The sequence below is a fragment of the Dyella nitratireducens genome, assembly GCF_014642835.1.
Taxonomy (GTDB): domain Bacteria; phylum Pseudomonadota; class Gammaproteobacteria; order Xanthomonadales; family Rhodanobacteraceae; genus Dyella_B; species Dyella_B nitratireducens.
Genome location: NZ_BMJA01000002.1, coordinates 568,525 through 587,351, shown reverse-complemented (window position 1 = coordinate 587,351; position 18,827 = coordinate 568,525). Strand labels below are relative to the sequence as shown.

Sequence of the window (18,827 nt, the reverse complement as noted above, 5' to 3'; positions counted from 1 at the left end):
ACACGCCCTAGACTGGACGCGGTAAACGCGACATTTTAATGAAATTCGTGGAAAAAGGAAGGGGTTAGCGGTTCAGCGCCTCAACGCATCGGCGGAAAGCCGCCACCCATGCCACCCATACCCTTCATGGCGCCACGCATCTGCCGCAGCAGACCCTTCGTGCCGCCCTTGGAGAGCTTGGACATCATCTTTTCCATCTGCATGTACTGTTTCAGCAGACGATTGACGTCCGCCGGCTGCGTGCCAGAGCCGCGCGCCACGCGAGCACGGCGGGACCCGTTGAGCAGGTCCGGATGACGACGCTCTTTTTTGGTCATCGAGCTGATGATCGCGATCATGCGCTTGATCTCACCGTCGCCGACCTTGGACTTCACGTTCTCAGGCAGCGCAGAGACGCCAGGCAGCTTGTCCATCAGGCCAGCCAAGCCACCCATGTTGTTCATCTGCTCAAGCTGGTCACGCATGTCATTGAGGTCAAAGCGCTTGCCCTTGATCACCTTTTGGGCCAGCTTTTGTGCCTTTTCCTGGTCGACCTTGCGCTCCACTTCCTCGACCAGCGATAGCACGTCGCCCATGCCCAGAATGCGCTGCGCAACGCGGTCTGGGTAAAACGGCTCAAGCGCGTCCGTCTTCTCGCCTGCACCGAGGAACTTGATCGGCCGGCCGGTGACGTAGCGCACCGAGAGCGCCGCACCGCCGCGGGCGTCGCCGTCAGTCTTGGTAAGGACCACACCGGTGAGCGGCAACGCTTCGGCAAAGGCCTTGGCGGTGTTGGCCGCGTCCTGACCGGTCATCGAGTCGACCACGAACAAGGTTTCGATCGGCGTGATCGCGGCATACAGTGCCTTGATCTCGGCCATCATCGCTTCGTCGACATGCAGACGGCCGGCAGTGTCCACCAGCAGCACGTCCACTACTTCCTTGCGCGCGGCGCTGATGGCCGCCTTGGCGATATCGACCGGATTCTGCCCAGCCTCGGACGGGAAGAATTTCACCCCGACCTGCTCAGCCAACGTTCGCAACTGCTCGATAGCGGCAGGACGGTATACGTCGCAGCTCACCACCATCACGCGCTTCTTCTTGCGCTCAGTCAGAAACCGCGCCAGCTTGGCTACGGTTGTGGTTTTACCAGCGCCTTGAAGGCCAGCCATCAGCACCACGGCCGGTGGCTGCTGAGCAAGATTCAGTTCGGCATTCGCCGTGCCCATGACTGCAGTCAGCTCGTCGCTGACCACCTTTACCAAGGCCTGGCCGGGCGACAGGCTCTGGAGCACTTCCTGGCCGACCGCACGCACTTTCACGCGCTCGATCAATGCCTGCACCACCGGCAGCGCAACGTCTGCTTCCAGCAACGCGATACGCACCTCGCGCATCGATTCACGGATGTTTTCCTCGGTCAACCGGCCGCGGCCACGCAGGCGGTTGACGGTGGCGGAGAGGCGCTGGCTGAGGGATTCGAACATAAGGACGAATAGGTAGAGCAAATGGATTGGCAATGATACCAGAGCCGCGCCGAGGCGCTTCCCGGGAAGGGGGCGCATCTGCGGCTATCTGACGAGGGATCGGATGCGCATCCGCGCTCGAGAATGGTCCTTGTACTGATCCCTCGCCTTACCTCATGCACAGAAAACCGCCACTCGGCTCCATGCACTCATACGTCGATACAGTCGCCTCAACACCGCAGGATGCCCGAGGGCCTCGCGTTCACCCTATCACCACCCTGTGCCACACTTGCACGCCATGTTTGCCGCCCTCTCCATCTTTGCCGTCATCTGCTATCTGCTTGCCAGCGGGTTGTTGGCGTGGCCGCTGTTCGATAGCCGCGCTGCTGCGCCGGTCAAGGTCGCACGCCCGGCACTGGTCATTGCCACGCTTGCCGTACTAACTCACGCCGCGTGGTTGCTGGCAGCGCATCGCGGCGCGTTGGATTTGCACTTCTTCGCCGCGCTTTCGCTAGTGGCATGCGTGGTGTCGGCACTCACGCTGGTCGTGAATCTCACTCGCCCCGTCGTGGCGCTCGGCGTTATCGTATTTCCACTCAGCGCACTGCTGTTGCTTGTCGATAGCTTTTTTGCCCCCTCGACGATGCCGATAACCATGGATTGGCACATCAAGCTGCACGTCACCGTGGCGCTGCTTGCCTTTAGCGTGCTGTCGATCGCCGCAGCGATGGCGATTCTGCTCGCCATCCAGGAAAAAGCCCTGCGGCATCGCCATATCGGCCCATGGCTGAGCGCTCTGCCACCTTTGACGCTGACCGAATCCCTGCTTTTTCGCTTGATTGGGGCGGGCTTTGCACTGCTCACGATAGCGCTGCTCACCGGCATCCTGTTCGTGAACAACCTGTTCGGCCAGCATCTAGTGCACAAGACCGTGCTGTCGATCATTGCGTGGCTGGTGTTTGGCGCGTTGCTCTATGGCCGCTGGCGGCATGGCTGGCGAGGACGCAGCGCGGTAAACCTCACGCTGATCGGTATGAGCGTACTGGTACTTGCATTCTTTGGATCGAAGTTCGTATTGGAAGTAATACTGCATCGCGCAGTGGATTGAGTGGACATCAACGACAGGCGTCAATCGCCTGCGCCAAGCGTTCCACACCCATCACTTCCATGTCACCCACACGCCCCTTCTTAGGGGCGTTGGCCTTCGGCACGATGGCACGCTGGAACCCATGATGTGCCGCTTCTTTCATACGCTCTTCCCCATTGGGAACCGGACGAATTTCACCCGAAAGGCCGACTTCGCCGAAGGCAATCGTCTTTTCAGGCAAGGGGCGGTCGCGTAGGGACGAAAGTACGGCAAGCAGCACCGGAAGATCGGCAGCCGTTTCCTGCACGCGAATGCCGCCGACAACATTGACGAAGACATCCTGATCGTACGCCGCCACACCGCCGTGCCTGTGCAACACAGCCAGCAGCATGGCCAGACGGTTTTGTTCGAGACCAAGTGCTACGCGACGAGGATTCCCGAGCGACGATTGATCGACCAGCGCCTGCACCTCCACCAGCAACGGGCGTGTACCTTCGCGCGTAACCATGACGGCACTACCGGAAGTAGGTCCACTGTGCGCAGAAAGAAAGATCGCGGATGGATTGGGCACTTCGCGCAGGCCCTTCTCCGACATCGCAAAGACACCAAGTTCATTGACTGCGCCGAAACGATTCTTGAAGGCGCGCAGCACGCGAAAGCGGCTGCCGGATTCGCCCTCGAAATAAAGCACGGCATCGACCATATGCTCAAGCACGCGTGGCCCTGCAATGCCACCTTCCTTGGTGACATGGCCAACGAGGAAGACCGACGTGCCGGTTTCCTTCGCAAAACGCGTGAGCTTGGCGGCAGATTCGCGCACCTGGCTTACCGAACCGGGTGCGGCAGTAAGCAGATCGGTCCAGATCGTTTGAATGGAATCGATCACCAGCACGCGCGGCCGCGTGGCGGAAACCTGGTCGAGGATGCGTTCGATGCCGGTCTCGGCTAATGCATGCAAGGGCTGCAGTGGCAGATCAAGTCGCTGCGCGCGTGCAGCGACCTGGGCGAGCGATTCTTCGCCGGTGACATACACGCTGGGCAGCTTTGCGCCAAGGGTACCAAGCATCTGCAAAAGCAGCGTCGATTTGCCGATACCCGGATCACCACCAATCAATACAACTGAGCCGTCCACCAGACCACCGCCCAACACGCGATCCAGCTCACCAATGCCCGTCAACGTCCGCGATTCAGCCGTCACCAGCACGTCGGTAAGCGGCGTGACTCGTGCCGCGCCATTGGCTACACCGGCATAACCGCTTTGTCTCGCAGCGCCTACGGATTTCTGTGCCGGCTGTACCACGAACTCCGACAGCGTGTTCCATGCACCGCACTCCATGCACTGACCTTGCCATTTCGTATGTTCGGCGCCGCAATCGGTGCAGACGTAGGCGGTTTTGGCTTTGGCCATGACAATACTTGCGTGGAATCGATAGGTGAGAGCTTAGCCTGCATCGATCGCAGGCCGCGAGACAAGTGATTACTGCTCGTCTTCCACGAACAGGACGCGCCGAGTCATCCCACACGTCAGGTCATAGCTGATGGTGCCAGCCTGCGCAGCGACGAATTCCACTGGCAGCTCCGGCCCCCACAGCACGACACGATCGCCCACTTTGGCGTCAGGCGCATCGCGCAAATCCAGCGTAATGAGATCCATCGAGACACGTCCGATCAGCGGCACGCGCCTGCTGCCGACTAGCACGGGCGTACCCGCCGCGGCACTGCGCGGATAACCATCACCGTAACCGACAGCAGCAACACCGACCGGCATATCTTCCGGGCACTCCCACAGGCCGTTATAGCCGATGCGCTCACCGCGCTTGATGGAGTTGATGGCGATCAGACGCGTAGCCAACGTCATGACTGGCCGAAAACCGAAATCGGCACCGCTTTTTTCTTCAACAACGGATAGCCCATATAGCAGGCCGCCGGTACGCACCCAATCCCCGCGCGCTTCAGGCCACCCCAGGACGGCGGCGGAATTGGAAAGCGAGCGCGGACCGGAAAGATGGTTTGTTGCCGTCCGAAACCGCTCGATCTGCTGGAGGGTGCGCTCACCATCAAAAACTTCGGATTCGGCGAAATGCGTCATCAGACCGATATCTGGATCGATACCCGCCATCGCTGCCAGCTGTGCATGCACCGCCGCCGCGTGCTCGGGAGCAAAGCCGAGCCGGTGCATGCCACTATCCACCTTCAACCAGACGTGCAGGCGACCGCGTGCAGGCGATGCCTCCGACAACCACTGCAGTTGGCTTTCGTGATGGATGGCGGCATCGAGGCCAAGCCGTTGCATTTCAGCGATATCACCGGCCTGATCGGGTCCGGACAACACTACGATACGTTGGCGGTGCCCCGCCGCACGCAAACGTAGACCGTCGCCGAGCGATGCCACTGCAAACGCATTCGCGGCACCATCCAACGCACGCGCGACGCGCTCCAGTCCATGTCCATAGGCATCGGCTTTGACCACCGCCATGACCTTCGCCGGCGCGGCCAGCTCTTTGATCCGAGCGAGGTTGTAGCGCAATGCGCCGAGATGGATGGTGGCGACAGTGGTACGACTCATAATCCTGGCTGCGGCAGAGTTAGCACCTTCAAGGAAGAAGTAAGCGAGCAGGAAACCTACGGCGCCTGTTCGCTGCAGCATAGGTTACCGGCAAGCAAGCCCTGGATCAGGACAAGAAGATGGCGATGCGCGGGCAGCGCCGGTTCAGAAATGCCCGGTATAGGAGTCGGGGCTGTAGTTCTCGAACTTGGTGTAATGGCCGAGGAAGGTCAGCTTCACCGTATCCGTAGGACCGTTACGCTGCTTGCCGATGATGATCTCGGCCAGGCCTTTGTCCGCTGACTCCTTGTTGTAGTACTCGTCGCGGTAAATGAACATGATCACGTCCGCGTCCTGCTCGATGGCGCCCGATTCACGCAGGTCCGACATCATCGGCCGCTTGTCTGCGCGCTGTTCTAGTGAGCGGTTCAACTGCGACAAGGCGATCACCGGCACGTTGAGTTCCTTTGCCAGGCCCTTCAGCGAGCGCGAGATTTCGGAAATTTCAGTGGCGCGGTTTTCCTTGTTGCCCGGCACCTGCATCAGCTGCAAGTAGTCGATAACGATCAGGCCAAGACCGCCATGCTCGCGCGCCAAGCGTCGCGAGCGTGAGCGCATTTCTACTGGCGAAAGGCCGGGCGTGTCGTCGATGAAGATTTTCGCTTCAGACAGCAGCGCGATGGCATTGGTGACACGCGGCCAATCCTCTTCGGCCAGATCACCTGTACGCAGGTGTTGCGCATGGATGCGGCCCACCGAAGAGATCAGACGGAAGGCCAGCTGTGATGCGGACATTTCCATCGAAAAAATCGCAACCGGCTTCTTGGCCCGCAAGGCACAGGCTTCGGCAATGTTGACGGAGAAGGCGGTCTTGCCCATCGACGGACGCGCCGCGACGATGATCAGGTCCGACGGCTGCAAACCCGAAGTGAGGTTGTCCAGATCGGTAAAGCCGGTGGAGATACCGGTGAGCTGGCCGCGATTCTGGTAGCGCTCGTGCAGCTGGCGAAAGGCATCTTTCACCGCCTCGCGCATGGAGACAGTGTCCTTCTTGCCGCGCGCGCCGGATTCCGCAATGTGGAAGACACGCTGCTCCGCCGTTTCCAGCACCTCGTGCACGGTCTTGCCTTCCGGACGGTAACCGTCTTCCGTGATCGCGGTACCGGCATCGATCAACTGCCGCAGCACCGACTTTTCACGCACGATTTCGGCATAGGCGATGATGTTCGCCGCACTCGGCGTCGTGTTCGCCAGTTCGACCAGATAGCTGGCGCCGCCCACCATTTCGGCCAGGCCATTGGCCTCGAACCAGTCGCCCAATGTGATCGCATCGCAAGGCATGCCTTTATTGGCAAGCTCGGTGATAGCCCGCCAAATCAGGCGATGGTCCTTGCGGTAGAAATCCTGTTCGCCGAGTTTGTCGGCAACACGGTCCAAGGCATCGGCAGCCAGCATCAGCCCACCTAGCACCGCTTGCTCCGCGTCAATGGAGTGCGGTGGTACGCGCAAGGCTTCGACGGCGCTAAGGGCGGATTTGCGTTCGGGGACGAAGGACATGGACATTCCCTGTAGCAAGGGGTACGCGCAGCGCCGTGTAGGCAGGCATAAGCTGCGAGCATACGCGGTGCTGTCTCACGGTGTAAGACAATAAGTCTGTGGATATCTTGTGGGAGGCTGGGGATAAAGCGAGAGCTCGAGAAAACAAAAGGCACCCGCGTTATCACGAGGTGCCTTTGCTTGTTACTTGGTCGTGTTGCAGCACACCGAGTGCCGCAACCGATTCGCCGAGACTTACTGCTTCTCGGGAACCACAACCACCTTGACCGTGTTCTGCACGTCAGCGTGCAGGCTGATCACCACTTCGAATTCGCCGATGTGGCGGATCGGGCCTTCGCCCTGGATCACTTCACCCTTGTGGATGTCATGACCGGCAGCCTGCAGGGCATCAGCAATTTCACGCGGACCCACCGAGCCGTACAGTTTACCTTCTGGGCTGGCGTTGGCGGCGATGGTCACCGTCACGTCGGTCAGCTTGGCGTGGCGCGACTGGGCGTCGGAAAGCAGCTTGTTGGCCTTAGCTTCGTATTCGGCGCGGCGTGCCTCGAAGGCGGCGAGATTCTCGGCGTTGACGCGCACGGCCTTGCCCTGCGGCAGCAGGTAGTTACGGCCATAGCCCGGCTTCACATTGACCTTGTCGCCAAGGTTGCCGAGGTTGCGCACCTTCTCAAGAAGAATGAGTTCCATGATTGATTCCTCGATTCGTTAGCACCGGAGCGGCCCGATGCAGCCGTGGACGGTTGTCCGAAGGGATGAAACCGCCCCGCCCTTGCGGGCGAGGCGGGTAAACCTATTAAACGTCGTGGTTATCGGTGTACGGCAGCAGCGCGAGGAAGCGCGCGCGCTTGATCGCCGTAGCCAGCTGACGCTGGTAACGCGCCTTGGTACCGGTGATGCGGCTGGGCACGATCTTGCCGTTTTCGGTGATGTACTGGCGCAGCGTGTTGAGATCCTTGTAGTCGATCTCTTTGACATTTTCGGCCGTAAAGCGGCAGAACTTGCGGCGGCGGAAGAACTTGGACATGGGTTCTGGCTCCTGGATCAGTCTTCGAGATCGGCGTCGTCGCTGTCAGCGCGACCCACGCGACGGTCTTCACCCTCGGCGTCGTCGTCACGACGGCGGGAGGACTTGGCGTCGTCCTTTTCCTTGCTCTTGAGGATGAAGGACTGCTCGGTATCGGCCTCGTCGCGCTTGATCACCAGGTGGCGCAGCACGGCGTCGTTGAAGCGGAAGCCCGACTCCAGCTCGTTCAGCACGCTCTGGCTCACTTCGATGTTGAGCATCACGTAGTGAGCCTTGGCCAGGTTCACGATCGGGTACGCCAGTTGACGGCGGCCCCAGTCTTCCAGACGGTGGATCTTGCCGCCGTCGGAGGCGATCAGCGTCTTGTAACGCTCGATCATCGCCGGAACCTGTTCGCTCTGGTCGGGATGGACCAGGAATACAACTTCGTAATGACGCAAGGTCATCGGGAAAACTCCTTAAGGATGCGACCCTTACGGGCCTCGCAGCCTCCCGCGGCATGCGGTGAGGCAAGGGCTGCCTGGCGCCTGTTTGGCGTAGACAGAAGCGGAATTGTAAGCGGGGTGAACGAGCGGACGCAAGTCGCTGAATTAGCTGAGGCTACGTGCAGCTCAGCCGACGGTGAAGCTCTCCCCGCACCCGCACTCGCCCGTGGCGTTGGGGTTGCGGAACACGAAACTGGCATTGAGCCCCTGGCGCTGGAAGTCGATCTCGGTGCCTTCCACCAGCGGCAGGCTCTTGGCGTCGACGATCACTGGCACGCCTTCGATCTGGAACGTCTGGTCGTCCTCGCCCAGTTGCTCGGCCAGATCCACCACATACGCAAAACCCGAGCACCCGGTGCGCTTCACGCCGAAACGGACGCCAGCGGCAGACGGCGCCTGCGCGAGGAACTGGCGCATGCGTTGCTGAGCGGAGGGGGTGATTGAGATAGTCATAGGGACAACGGTTCTAAATCGGGCACTTGAGCACGTTGGGCATGTCGCAGTGCGGCACGACTACATTATCATGCCCGCTTGCCTTCACGCCCATGAACAGATGGGCGCCTCTTCCAGGAGTTTCAATCCATGACGGTGGTCAGCGTCAAACAGGCCCTTTCCGGCAAACTCGAGGCCGGCAGCAAGATAACCGTGCGCGGCTGGGTACGTACCGTGCGTGAATCCAAGGCGGGCTTGTCGTTCGTGAACGTCACTGACGGTTCCTGCTTTGACCCCATCCAGGCCGTAGTTCCGGCCACGCTGGCCAATTATGAGAGCGAGGTGAAACACCTCACCACAGGCGCCGGTTTGATCGTCAGCGGCACGTTGACACCCTCCCAGGGCAAAGGCCAGGCTTTCGAATTGCAGGCGGACCATGTCACCGTCACCGGTCTGGTCGACGATCCGAACACATATCCGATTCAGCCCAAGCAGCACTCGATGGAGTTCTTGCGCGAAGTAGCCCACCTGCGCCCGCGCACCAACCTCTTCGGCGCCGTGACACGCGTGCGCCACACGATGATGACGGCGATCCACCGCCATCTCACCGAACAGGGCTTCTTCTGGATCAACACGCCGATCATCACCACCTCCGATGCGGAAGGCGCAGGCGACATGTTCCGCCTGTCCACGCTGGACCTGGCCAACCTACCGCGCGATGAGAAGGGCAAGATCGATTTCCGCAAGGATTTCTTCGGCCGCGAAGCCTTCCTCACCGTGTCCGGCCAGCTCAACGTCGAGGCGTACTGCCTGGCAATGAGCAAGGTCTATACCTTCGGCCCCACCTTTCGAGCCGAGAACTCCAACACGCCACGTCATTTGGCCGAGTTCTGGATGGTGGAGCCGGAAATCGCGTTCGCCGATCTCGCTGCCGACGCCGATTGCGCGGAAGCCTTCCTCAAGGCGATCTTCAAGTCCGTGCTGGAAGAACGTGCTGATGACATGGCGTTCTTTGCCGAGCGCGTGCTGCCGGAAGCCATTACACGTCTGGAAACCTTCATCAGCCAGCCGTTCGAGCGCATCGACTACACCGACGCCATCGAGATCCTCAAGAAATCCGGCCACACGTTCGAATTCCCGGTCGTGTGGGGCGTTGACCTGCAAACCGAGCACGAGCGCTATCTGGCCGAGAAACATATCGGCCGCCCCGTGGTCGTTATGAACTACCCGGAGCAGATCAAGGCGTTCTACATGCGCTTGAACGACGACGAGAAAACCGTCGCCGCCATGGACGTCCTCGCCCCCGGCATCGGCGAGATCATCGGCGGCAGCCAGCGCGAGGAGCGCCTGGATTATCTCGACCGTCGCATGGTCAAGTTCGGTCTCGATCCTGCCACGTACGGCTGGTACCGTGATCTGCGCCGTTACGGCACCGTGCCGCATGCAGGCTTCGGTCTTGGTTTCGAACGTCTGCTTGTTTACGTGTGCGGCCTGACCAATATCCGTGATGCCATTCCCTATCCACGTGCGGCAGGAAGCGCCGAATTCTGATTTCTTAAGCACCTATGCGTCTCAAACTGGTACTCCTATTTGCATCCATCCTGGTGCTTGCCGCCTGCCATAGCGTCAAGCTGCCCAAGTTTCCGCTGCCTACCGATCTGCTGCCACAAAGTCAGCCGATCCGTCCGCTGGCAGATGCCAAGAAGGCACTCGCCGACGCCACGCCCTGTTGCACGACCTTCGCCGACTTCTCGTACCAGGCACGACTGCCTTGGCAGCCGCAGCGCTTTGAACTCGGCCCCGGCAGCCAGGTAGCGGCCATCAACGGTTCGCGCAGCTACTTTCTGAGCTTCACGCTGCCGCAGGACGTGAAACTGCCTTACAAGGTCGGCATTAAGTCGGAGCTGGTCGGTCGCTCCGTCACCAGCAGCAGCTATCTGTTCGCGCCTACCGTGGTGCAACTCGATGAAGCGTTCCAGCCGATCGACTCGCAAGACGTGAAACTATGCGAATACATGGGCTGGACCAATAACGACAGCGGTGCATTCGGCAGCGTTGAAGTCACTGATACCCGCGTGCGCTATCTGGTGATCTATAGCTCCGCCAAGCAGCAATCGGACAACACGTACTGGGAACAATCGGCCAGCACGTTCTCCACCACCAGCAGCACCACGCCAACCGCCACGACCATGGGCGGCAGCTACAAGATCCAGCATGGACCAGAAGGCGTGGTGTGGGTCGGCCTGATGGACAAAAGCTATAAGCAAGCCGTGAGCAAGGCCGTCTGCGGCAAGGCCCCGCAAGGCAACGGCCTGCTTAACTCGATTGGCGCGGATCTAGGCGTGACGCGGAGAAGCCCTTGATTCCCGTTGTGGTCTACATCGGTTTGCTGTTGATTGGCCTTGCCTGCTTCATCACGCATGCCGTGTTGCCATTCCGCATAGCCAAGCATTTGCGCGAAGACTATCCGCAACACTGGAGAGTAATCGTGGATACCGGGGGCGCACAGGCCGCGCACGGTCCACAATTGTGGCTGCGCATGCAGAGCGTGCTGCGCTCACCAGCCATCGCTGCGATCGACGATGCCGCGATCACACGCCTGTGGCGTACCTGGCGTTACAGTCAGTGGCTGGCTTGGGGCTGCTGGCTCGCCGCGTTGGCCATGCAATGGCACAGCCGTTCCTGAAAAAGGAGATCACATGGATTTGAATCTGAGCGGACGTCACGCCCTGGTGTGTGGCGCATCGCAAGGCATCGGCCGCGCTACGGCCATCGAACTTGCCGAACTCGGCGCCGATGTCACCCTGCTGGCGCGCTCCGCCGAACAACTCACCATGTTGGCTGAGAGCCTGCCGCGCAAGCATGCTTCACAAAAGCACACATGGCACAGCGTAGACATGCTGGACACCAACGCGCTGAAGGCTGCCGCTTTTGACATCGTCGAAGCCAACCCGGTGCATATCCTGATCAACAACACCGGTGGCCCGCCCGGTGGCCCTATCCACAGCGCTGAGACTGTTGCCTTCGCAGATACCTTTCGCCAACACGTGCTGGCCGCGCACACACTGCTACAGTCGGTATTGCCTGGCATGCGCGACAGTGCCTACGGGCGTGTCGTGAACGTGATTTCCACCTCGGTGAAAGAACCGATCCCCGGACTTGGCGTCTCCAATACCGTTCGTGCCGCGATGGCTGCCTGGGCCAAGACGATGGCCATCGAATTGGCTGCAGATGGCATCACCGTCAACAATGTGCTGCCTGGTTACACTCGCACGGCCCGGCTGGACGGCATTCTGACCATGCAAGCCCAAAAGACTGGGCGCAACGAACAAGAATTGGCGAAGGAAATGGCCGCCGCGGTGCCAGCACGGCGCTTCGGTGAACCTGGCGAAGTAGCTGCGGTGATTGCGTTCCTTTGCACGCCAGCAGCCGCTTACGTCAATGGTGTGAGCATTGCGGTCGATGGAGGGCGTACGAAAGCGTTGAGCTAATTGTCGTAAGGCGACATGCATACGTACGGCCGCGTCCGGTGCATTCCACCCGAACAGGTTCTAAGCTTGCAAGGATGCTAAGCACACGCCTCGCCAACCTCATCGACGGTCGCCTGCAGGCTCCGGTGGACGATCACTGGCTCGACGTCTACGAACCCGCCACCGGCGCGGTGTTCGCGCAATGCCCTGATTCCACCGCTGCCGACATCCATGCCGCCGTCAAGGCAGCCCAAAAGGCAGCGCCGACTTGGGCTGCAACGCCCGTCGAAACACGCGCCAGTCTGCTGCATAAGCTCGCCGATCTGATCGAAGCCAGACTCGACGCATTCGCCGAGCTCGAATCGCGCGACAGCGGCAAGCCCGTAGCGCTTGCCAAGCGTCTGGATATTCCGCGCGCCGTATCCAATCTACGCTTCTTCGCCGCCGCCATCATCGGCTGGGAGAGCGAATCGCACGCGATGGAAGGCGGCGCGATCAACTACACCTTGCGCCATCCGCTTGGTGTGGTCGGCTGCATCAGTCCGTGGAATCTGCCGCTATACCTCTTCACCTGGAAGATCGCACCCGCGTTGGCCAGCGGCAATGCCGTGGTCGCCAAGCCGTCCGAAATCACGCCTTGTACCGCAGCGTTGCTTGGTGAGTTGAGCATTGAAGCCGGCTTTCCAGCCGGCGTACTGAACATCGTGCAAGGCCGTGGCCCCACGACAGGTCAAGCCATCATCGAGCATCCCGCGATCAAGGCCATTTCGTTCACCGGCAGCACGCGCACCGGAGCTAGCATTGCCGCCACGGCCGCGCCGCGATTCAAGAAAGTGTCGCTGGAAATGGGCGGCAAGAACCCGGCCATCGTGTTCGCCGATGCCGACCTCAGCGAGGAAAACCTCGACACCATTGTGCGCTCAGGTTTCGCCAACCAGGGGGAGATCTGCCTGTGCGGCTCGCGTCTGCTGGTGCAGCACTCGATCTACGATAGCTTCCGCGAACGCTATCTCGCCAAAGTACAAGCACTGCGAGTGGGCGATCCGCAACAAGCCTCCACCGATCTCGGCGCCTTGGTATCGCGCGAGCATTTCGACAAGGTGATGCACTGCATTGAGCAGGCACGCAAGGAAGGCGGGCGCGTTCTCTGCGGTGGTGGCGAGCTGAAGCTCGATGGACGCTGTTCCGAAGGCTGGTTTATCGCGCCCACTGTGATCGAAGGGTTGTCCAACGACACCCCGACCAATCAGCAAGAAATCTTCGGCCCGGTGGTCACGCTGATCCCGTTCGAAGACGAAGCCGAGGCCATCGCCATCGCCAACGGCACTGGCTATGGACTTGCCGCGTCACTATGGACCCAGGATCTGTCGCGTGCGCATCGCTTGGGTGCACAGTTGGAATTCGGCATCGTGTGGATCAACTGCTGGCTGCTGCGCGATCTGCGCACGCCCTTTGGCGGCAGCAAGCAATCCGGTGTCGGTCGGGAGGGCGGCGTAGAAGCGCTGCGCTTCTTCACCGAGCCGCGCAATATTTGCATTCGCTACTGAGGAAAACATCTTGAGCAGTCCACTGCAAGATCTGATCGACAGCAACCGTCGCTGGTCGGCGTCGGTGTCGGAAGCCGATCCGAAATTCTTCGAGCGCCTGGCCAAGCAGCAATCGCCCAAATACCTCTGGATCGGCTGCTCCGACTCGCGAGTCCCCGCCACGCAGATCGTCGATCTGCCGCCCGGCGAGATCTTCGTGCAACGCAATGTCGCCAATGTGGTGTCGCACACGGATCTCAACTGCCTCAGCACCATCCAGTTCGCCGTGGACGTCCTTAAAGTGGAGCACATCATCGTGGTTGGCCATTACGGTTGCGGCGGCGTGCAGGCCGTCCTGGACGAGCGCCGGCTCGGCCTGGTTGACAACTGGCTGCGCCACGTGGGCGATGTAGCCCACAAGCACGTGGACAAACTGGCAACGCTGGATTCCATGCCTCTGCGCAACATGCGATTGTGCGAACTCAATGCGATCGAGCAGGTAGTCAACGTCTGCCAGACCACCATCCTGATGGACGCCTGGGATCGTGGCCAACCGCTTTCGGTGCACGCGTGGTGCTACAGCCTCTCCAATGGCCACATGCATGACCTGGGCATGCACGTTTCCTCGCGCGAATCCCTGCGCCCCAGCTACGAACAAGCGTTAGAGCTCCTGATGCGCCGCGCAAAGGAACTGCGATGAGCAACGTCGTACGCACCGATATGGCCCCTGCCCCGGTAGGCGCCTATCCACATGCGCGCCGCGTGGGAGATCTGCTGTTTCTTTCTGGTGTCGGACCGCGTGAGCCCGGTACTAACCGCATACCCGGCAACATCCATGACGCAGAAGGAAAGCTGATCGGCTACGACATCGAACAGCAGTGCCGGCAAGTGTTCGCGAACGTGCGTGCCGTGCTCGAAGCAAGCGGGGCACATTGGGAAGATCTGGTCGACATCACCGTGTTCCTCACCGACATGGCGCAAGACTTTCCCATCTACAACCGCCTCTACGCGGAATATTTCCAAGGTGTAGATGCCTGCCGCACCACACTGGGCATTACCGCATTGCCGACACCGATCGCGATCGAGTTGAAGTGCATCGCCGCGCTGCCGGCTCCACGCTCGTAAAACCAAGCCCATAAAATCAAACCCATAAAAAAACCCGGGGGCCTTCGCCCACCGGGTCTTTCATCCGAATGGATGAGGAGATTACTTGCCAGCGGTGCCGCTGGAAGCCGGCTCGCTGCTGCTGGCCTTCTTCGACTTGTGGGTCTTATGGGTGGTCGAAGAGGACTTGGTGTGATGGGTGTGCTTGGCGGGGGCCGACGTCGACGCGGCAGCCGGGGCAGCAGCCGACGAGTCCTGAGCCAGCACCGAACCGGAAAGAGCGACACCTGCCACGAGCAGGGAAGCGATCGCAAGTTTACGCATCATGATCATGAGCCTCGAGATTTTTTAGTCGCCACGGACCCGGCCGGAACCCGGCTATCGCGGGCGGCGTGACGGCCCTAACAATGCAACCACTTCGGCATACCGAAACTGAACGAGCGTAGGAAAACTTCGAGTTACCGGTAGCTATTTAAACAAACCATGCCAGGCAGGCTCTTGCTACCTGCCATGTCTGACAGGCATCAGACAAGGCAGCAACGCAACAACTCACGAAGGGTGGCCTGGACTGCAGAGGCCTTGGCCTCATCCCAGGCGAAGCTCTCCTCGTCCATGTACTGGCATTGCGCCAGTTCCAGCTGCACCGCCTGCACACCCTCCGCCGGCTGCCCGTAATGGCGGGTGATGTAGCCACCCTTGAAGCGCCCATTGACCACGAAATCGTAGCGGCGCTGGGCTTCCAGGACGTTGGTCAGCTGCCACTGGAGATCGGCACTGCAGCTTGCGCCATCGGCGGTGCCCAGGTTGAAGTCCGGCAGGCGCCCTTCGAACAGCATGGGTACGTGGCTCTTGATGGAATGGCCGTCCCACAGCACCACTCGGCCGTGCAGGGCCTTCAGCCTTGCCAGCTCTCCGGCCAGGGCCTCGTGATAGGGGCGCCACCATGTCTCGACGCGTTGGCGGATGTCATCCACATCCGGCTCCTGCCCATCCAGGTAGAGCGGTTCGCCATCGAAGCCAATCGTGGGCGCCAGCCCCGTTTCACGACGCCCCGGATACAGGGCATGGCCATCGGCGGGACGATTGAGATCAACCACATAGCGCGAGGCCACCGGCTTGATCACGCTGGCCCCCAGCTCTTGCACCAGCGGTTCGTAGAGCCGCGCAACGTGCCAGTCGGTATCTGGGACGCGGCGCGCGCTGGGTTGCATCCGCGCGGCCAGATCGTCGGGAAGCAAGGTGCCGTTATGCGGCAGGCTGATGAGTAGCGGCACATTGCCGCGGGTAAGCGTGAAGGTATCCATTCCTCCAGTGTCGCCCGTCTGCGCTCAGTGCAGCAACAGCAGCTCCTCCGCCGCCGTGGGATGGATCGCGATAGTCGACTTGAGGTCCTGCCAAGTCAGGCCTTTCTGCATCGCCACCGCAAAACCTTGCAGCAATTCGTCGCTGCCCGGCCCCAGCACGTGGATGCCAACCACCTTGCGCTCTTCGCCCACGCTCAGCAGTTTCACCACGTTTTGCTCGGAACGACCCGCCACCATCCACAGCAAAGGCGTATAGCGGCCGGTGTGCACGTTCACTGCATCGCCATAGCGGGCACGCGCCTGTTGTTCAGTAAGACCGACCGAACCCAGCGGCGGCTCGGAGAACACTACGCTGGGAATGACGCTGTCATCGAACTTCGCATCGGCGTGTCCACCGATCAGCCGCTCCGCCAAAGCGCGCCCCGCCGCAACCGCCACGGGGGTAAGCGCCCTGCGATCGGTCACGTCACCCACGGCATAGATGCCAGGCACGCTGGTGTTCTGGAAGGCATCGACCAGTACATGGCCGGCTTCGTCGCATTCAACGCCGAGTTGTTCGAGGCCTAAGTCATCGCTGTTGGGAACGCGTCCAACGGCCCACAACACGGCATCGTAAATACCGTGCTCGACGCCGCCCGTCGCCTCCAACGTGACCTCGCCCGGTTGCCCGCGCGCTGCCTTGATCTGCGTGTTGCGCACGATGCGAATACCGTGCGACTGCATTTGCACAGCCAACGCCTCAACCAGTTCAAGATCGAAGCCAGTCAACAGATTCTCGCGAACCAGCAAATCCACCTGGCAGCCCAAGCTGCGCATCACGCAAGCAAACTCCACCGCTACGTAGCCGCCGCCCACGATGGCGATGTGCTGCGGCGGCGCATCGAGCATGAATATCTGGTCGGACAGCATGCCCAGCTCGAAGCCCTGCATGTCGAGCCGGCGTGGACGTGCACCCGTGGCGATCACGATATGCGGCGCACTGAACTGCGTGCCCTGTGCCGTCACCACCATATCGTTTGAAGCAAGCCGCGCTGCTTCAGCCATCACGCGTATGTCTGCCATATCCAGGCGCGTTGCATAGCGATGCCGGATACCGGCGATGTATTGATCGCGCAAGGTGCGAAAGCGTGCCCAATCCAGACGCAGCGATGTCGTTTCGAAACCGATTTCGGCGCCAATCCGATGCATGTCGGCAATCTGCGCGGCGAACCACATCGCCTTCTTCGGTACGCATCCACGGTTCACGCAGGTGCCGCCGAGTGCATCCGGATCGAACAGCGCGACGCGTGCACCAAGTCGCGCCGCATGCTGTGCGGCGCTCAGTCCGCCGGAACCTGCCCCCAGGACGATCAGGTCGAAGCGCTCGCTCATGCATCCTCCGGAATGGATTATCAACTATTCAGATGTCATTCCGGCGAAAGCCGGAATCCCGTACAAACACGTAGTGCGAAGCACTCAACATAAAAATTTCGCACAATGTATTCAAACTGGATTCCGGCCTTCGCCGGAATGACAACTCGCCGTATCTAAATCTGTATTCAAAGATGAAAGCGTGACGGTGCATAAGGCACCGGATCGATGGCAGGCGCTGTACCAAGCATCTGCGCAGCAACCAGCTCTCCCGTCGCGGCCGACATGCTCACACCCAGCATGCCGTGGCCGGTAGCCAGATGCAGATTCGACCAGCGCGTGCTCGGTCCAATGATCGGCATTTCATCCACGCTCATCGGCCGCCAGCCCCACCATTCTTCCTGCAATTGCGGGCCTTCCGGTTCATGCAGACCTTCCGCCGCGCCGCGCCGCAGTGCCTCCATGCGCGTGCGGTTGAGCCCTTCCTTATAACCGGAGAACTCCATGGTGCTGCCCAGGCGCAGGCCGCTGTCCCAAGTGGTGACGCACACCTTGGGTTCGCGCAGCACCATGGCATAGCGCGGCGCCAGCTTAGGGCGCGAGTAAGTCAGCGAATAACCTTTGCCGGGCTGCATCGGCAGATGCAAGCCCAATTGCTTGCCGAGCAATGGCGACCATGCGCCCAATGCAAGCACAACGCGATCGGCCGTGAAATCGCCGAGCGTTGTCGCAACGCTGACAATGCTTTGGTCGTTCGTGGCTATCCGCTCGATCTTCGCGCCGGTTTCAATCATGCCGCCGTGCTCGTGCACCAACCTGGCCAGTTCGGCGACATAGCGATCCGGCCGCAAGCGCGCATCGCCGGGATGAAACAGCCCACCGTACACGCCCGGCTTGAGTGCCGGCTCCATCGCGGCCACGTCATCCCCTCGCAACCGTTGCACCGGGATGCCCAAACGATCCAGCAACTGTGCATGGTGATGCTCGTCATCCGCCATTTGCCCGCTACTGCGATAGACGTAGAGCAGTCCTTCTTCCACGAATTCGCAATCCAGCTTTTCCGCGCTGACCAGTTCGGCTAGCAGTTGGTACGAGCGCTGCAAAATAGCCGCACGCGCTTTCGCCGCGTGCTCAAAGTCATGCCACGTGCAACGTCGCGCAAAACCCATCAACCAGCGTAGACGCGGGCCATCCAGGCGAGGATTGAGATAGAGCGGTGCGTCGGCGCGAAGCACCGAGCGCAAGGCCACGCCCAGCGTGCCGGGCATGGTCAACGGAGCGGCATGGCTGGGCGTGATCGTGCCGCAATTGCCATGCGAGCTGCCACAACCGGGTGTGCCTTGCTCCAGTACGCGCACCCGGGCACCGCCCTTGAGCAGATGCAGCGCACAAGCAAGGCCGATGACACCACCACCGAGGATCAGTACGTCACTGCGGGAAGCATTCATCCGACCATTGTAGCCGTCAGGAATTGGTACTTGCGCGGCAATGGATCGCTGGA

20 protein-coding genes are annotated in these 18,827 nt (G+C 60.7%); 8 read left to right on the top strand and 12 right to left on the bottom strand.

From position 1 onward, the window contains the following. Nucleotides 1–80 precede the first annotated feature (80 nt). A complete protein-coding gene (ffh, locus tag IEX75_RS13630; RefSeq protein ID WP_188794841.1) occupies nucleotides 81–1,463 on the bottom strand; it encodes a signal recognition particle protein in 1,383 nt (460 codons plus the stop codon). 277 nt (nucleotides 1,464–1,740) lie between these two features. Between ffh and IEX75_RS13625 the strand changes: the two genes are divergently transcribed. Continuing rightward, nucleotides 1,741–2,550, top strand: coding sequence for a cytochrome C assembly family protein (locus IEX75_RS13625; protein WP_188794840.1), 810 nt, complete (start codon nucleotides 1,741–1,743; stop codon nucleotides 2,548–2,550). A 7-nt stretch (nucleotides 2,551–2,557) separates the two neighbouring features. Here the strand turns inward: IEX75_RS13625 and radA are convergent, their stop codons facing one another. From radA to IEX75_RS13590, 7 genes are all read right to left on the bottom strand, one after another. Then, nucleotides 2,558–3,937 (bottom strand): DNA repair protein RadA, encoded by a 1,380-nt coding sequence (gene radA, locus IEX75_RS13620; protein WP_188794839.1) that lies wholly within the window; start codon nucleotides 3,935–3,937, stop codon nucleotides 2,558–2,560. 69 nt (nucleotides 3,938–4,006) lie between these two features. Continuing rightward, nucleotides 4,007–5,095 (bottom strand): alanine racemase, encoded by a 1,089-nt coding sequence (gene alr, locus IEX75_RS13615; protein WP_188794838.1) that lies wholly within the window; start codon nucleotides 5,093–5,095, stop codon nucleotides 4,007–4,009. A 144-nt stretch (nucleotides 5,096–5,239) separates the two neighbouring features. Continuing rightward, nucleotides 5,240–6,631, bottom strand: a complete 1,392-nt coding sequence (locus IEX75_RS13610) for a replicative DNA helicase (RefSeq protein WP_188794837.1) — start codon at nucleotides 6,629–6,631, stop codon at nucleotides 5,240–5,242. Between the two features lie 234 nt (nucleotides 6,632–6,865). Further along, entirely contained in the window at nucleotides 6,866–7,318 is a 453-nt protein-coding gene (rplI, locus tag IEX75_RS13605; RefSeq protein ID WP_188794836.1) for a 50S ribosomal protein L9, read from the bottom strand. A gap of 106 nt (nucleotides 7,319–7,424) precedes the next feature. Continuing rightward, nucleotides 7,425–7,655 carry a 30S ribosomal protein S18 gene (gene rpsR / locus IEX75_RS13600; protein ID WP_074552179.1) on the bottom strand — a complete coding sequence of 77 codons (231 nt, stop codon included), beginning with the start codon at nucleotides 7,653–7,655 and terminating at the stop codon, nucleotides 7,425–7,427. Between the two features lie 17 nt (nucleotides 7,656–7,672). Further along, nucleotides 7,673–8,101, bottom strand: coding sequence for a 30S ribosomal protein S6 (gene rpsF / locus IEX75_RS13595; RefSeq protein ID WP_188794835.1), 429 nt, complete (start codon nucleotides 8,099–8,101; stop codon nucleotides 7,673–7,675). 165 nt (nucleotides 8,102–8,266) lie between these two features. Then, the gene (locus IEX75_RS13590; RefSeq protein ID WP_188794834.1) at nucleotides 8,267–8,593 is read right to left on the bottom strand and encodes a HesB/IscA family protein; all 327 of its coding nucleotides are present in this window, start codon (nucleotides 8,591–8,593) and stop codon (nucleotides 8,267–8,269) included. 129 nt (nucleotides 8,594–8,722) lie between these two features. On the opposite strand from IEX75_RS13590, the gene asnS reads away from it, so the two are divergent. The 7 genes from asnS (at nucleotide 8,723) to IEX75_RS13555 (ending at nucleotide 14,693) form a co-directional block, all read left to right on the top strand. Then, the gene (gene asnS / locus IEX75_RS13585; protein WP_188794833.1) at nucleotides 8,723–10,123 is read left to right on the top strand and encodes an asparagine--tRNA ligase; all 1,401 of its coding nucleotides are present in this window, start codon (nucleotides 8,723–8,725) and stop codon (nucleotides 10,121–10,123) included. A 14-nt stretch (nucleotides 10,124–10,137) separates the two neighbouring features. Further along, nucleotides 10,138–10,935, top strand: coding sequence for a MalM family protein (locus tag IEX75_RS13580; RefSeq protein WP_188794832.1), 798 nt, complete (start codon nucleotides 10,138–10,140; stop codon nucleotides 10,933–10,935). Next, nucleotides 10,932–11,258 (top strand): hypothetical protein, encoded by a 327-nt coding sequence (locus tag IEX75_RS13575; protein WP_188794831.1) that lies wholly within the window; start codon nucleotides 10,932–10,934, stop codon nucleotides 11,256–11,258. Before IEX75_RS13580 ends, IEX75_RS13575 begins: the two co-directional genes overlap by 4 nt. A gap of 13 nt (nucleotides 11,259–11,271) precedes the next feature. Next, nucleotides 11,272–12,063: an SDR family oxidoreductase gene (locus IEX75_RS13570; protein ID WP_188794830.1), complete on the top strand. Its 792-nt coding sequence runs from the start codon at nucleotides 11,272–11,274 to the stop codon at nucleotides 12,061–12,063. A 74-nt stretch (nucleotides 12,064–12,137) separates the two neighbouring features. Beyond that, nucleotides 12,138–13,589, top strand: coding sequence for an aldehyde dehydrogenase (locus tag IEX75_RS13565; RefSeq protein WP_188794829.1), 1,452 nt, complete (start codon nucleotides 12,138–12,140; stop codon nucleotides 13,587–13,589). Between the two features lie 10 nt (nucleotides 13,590–13,599). Continuing rightward, entirely contained in the window at nucleotides 13,600–14,268 is a 669-nt protein-coding gene (gene can, locus IEX75_RS13560) for a carbonate dehydratase (protein WP_188794828.1), read from the top strand. Then, entirely contained in the window at nucleotides 14,265–14,693 is a 429-nt protein-coding gene (locus IEX75_RS13555) for a RidA family protein (protein ID WP_188794827.1), read from the top strand. The genes can and IEX75_RS13555 overlap by 4 nt, the downstream gene beginning before the upstream one ends. Nucleotides 14,694–14,774: 81 nt before the next feature. Here IEX75_RS13555 and IEX75_RS13550 read toward each other — a convergent pair whose 3' ends face one another. From IEX75_RS13550 to IEX75_RS13535, 4 genes are all read right to left on the bottom strand, one after another. Beyond that, the gene (locus IEX75_RS13550; protein ID WP_188794826.1) at nucleotides 14,775–14,999 is read right to left on the bottom strand and encodes a hypothetical protein; all 225 of its coding nucleotides are present in this window, start codon (nucleotides 14,997–14,999) and stop codon (nucleotides 14,775–14,777) included. A 197-nt stretch (nucleotides 15,000–15,196) separates the two neighbouring features. Continuing rightward, complete coding sequence (hutG, locus tag IEX75_RS13545; protein WP_188794825.1) at nucleotides 15,197–15,976, bottom strand: N-formylglutamate deformylase; 780 nt, start codon at nucleotides 15,974–15,976, stop codon at nucleotides 15,197–15,199. Nucleotides 15,977–16,000: 24 nt separating this feature from the next. After that, a complete protein-coding gene (gene gorA, locus IEX75_RS13540) occupies nucleotides 16,001–17,347 on the bottom strand; it encodes a glutathione-disulfide reductase (RefSeq protein ID WP_188794824.1) in 1,347 nt (448 codons plus the stop codon). Nucleotides 17,348–17,514: 167 nt separating this feature from the next. Then, nucleotides 17,515–18,774, bottom strand: coding sequence for an NAD(P)/FAD-dependent oxidoreductase (locus IEX75_RS13535; RefSeq protein WP_188794823.1), 1,260 nt, complete (start codon nucleotides 18,772–18,774; stop codon nucleotides 17,515–17,517). Nucleotides 18,775–18,827: the final 53 nt, after the last annotated feature.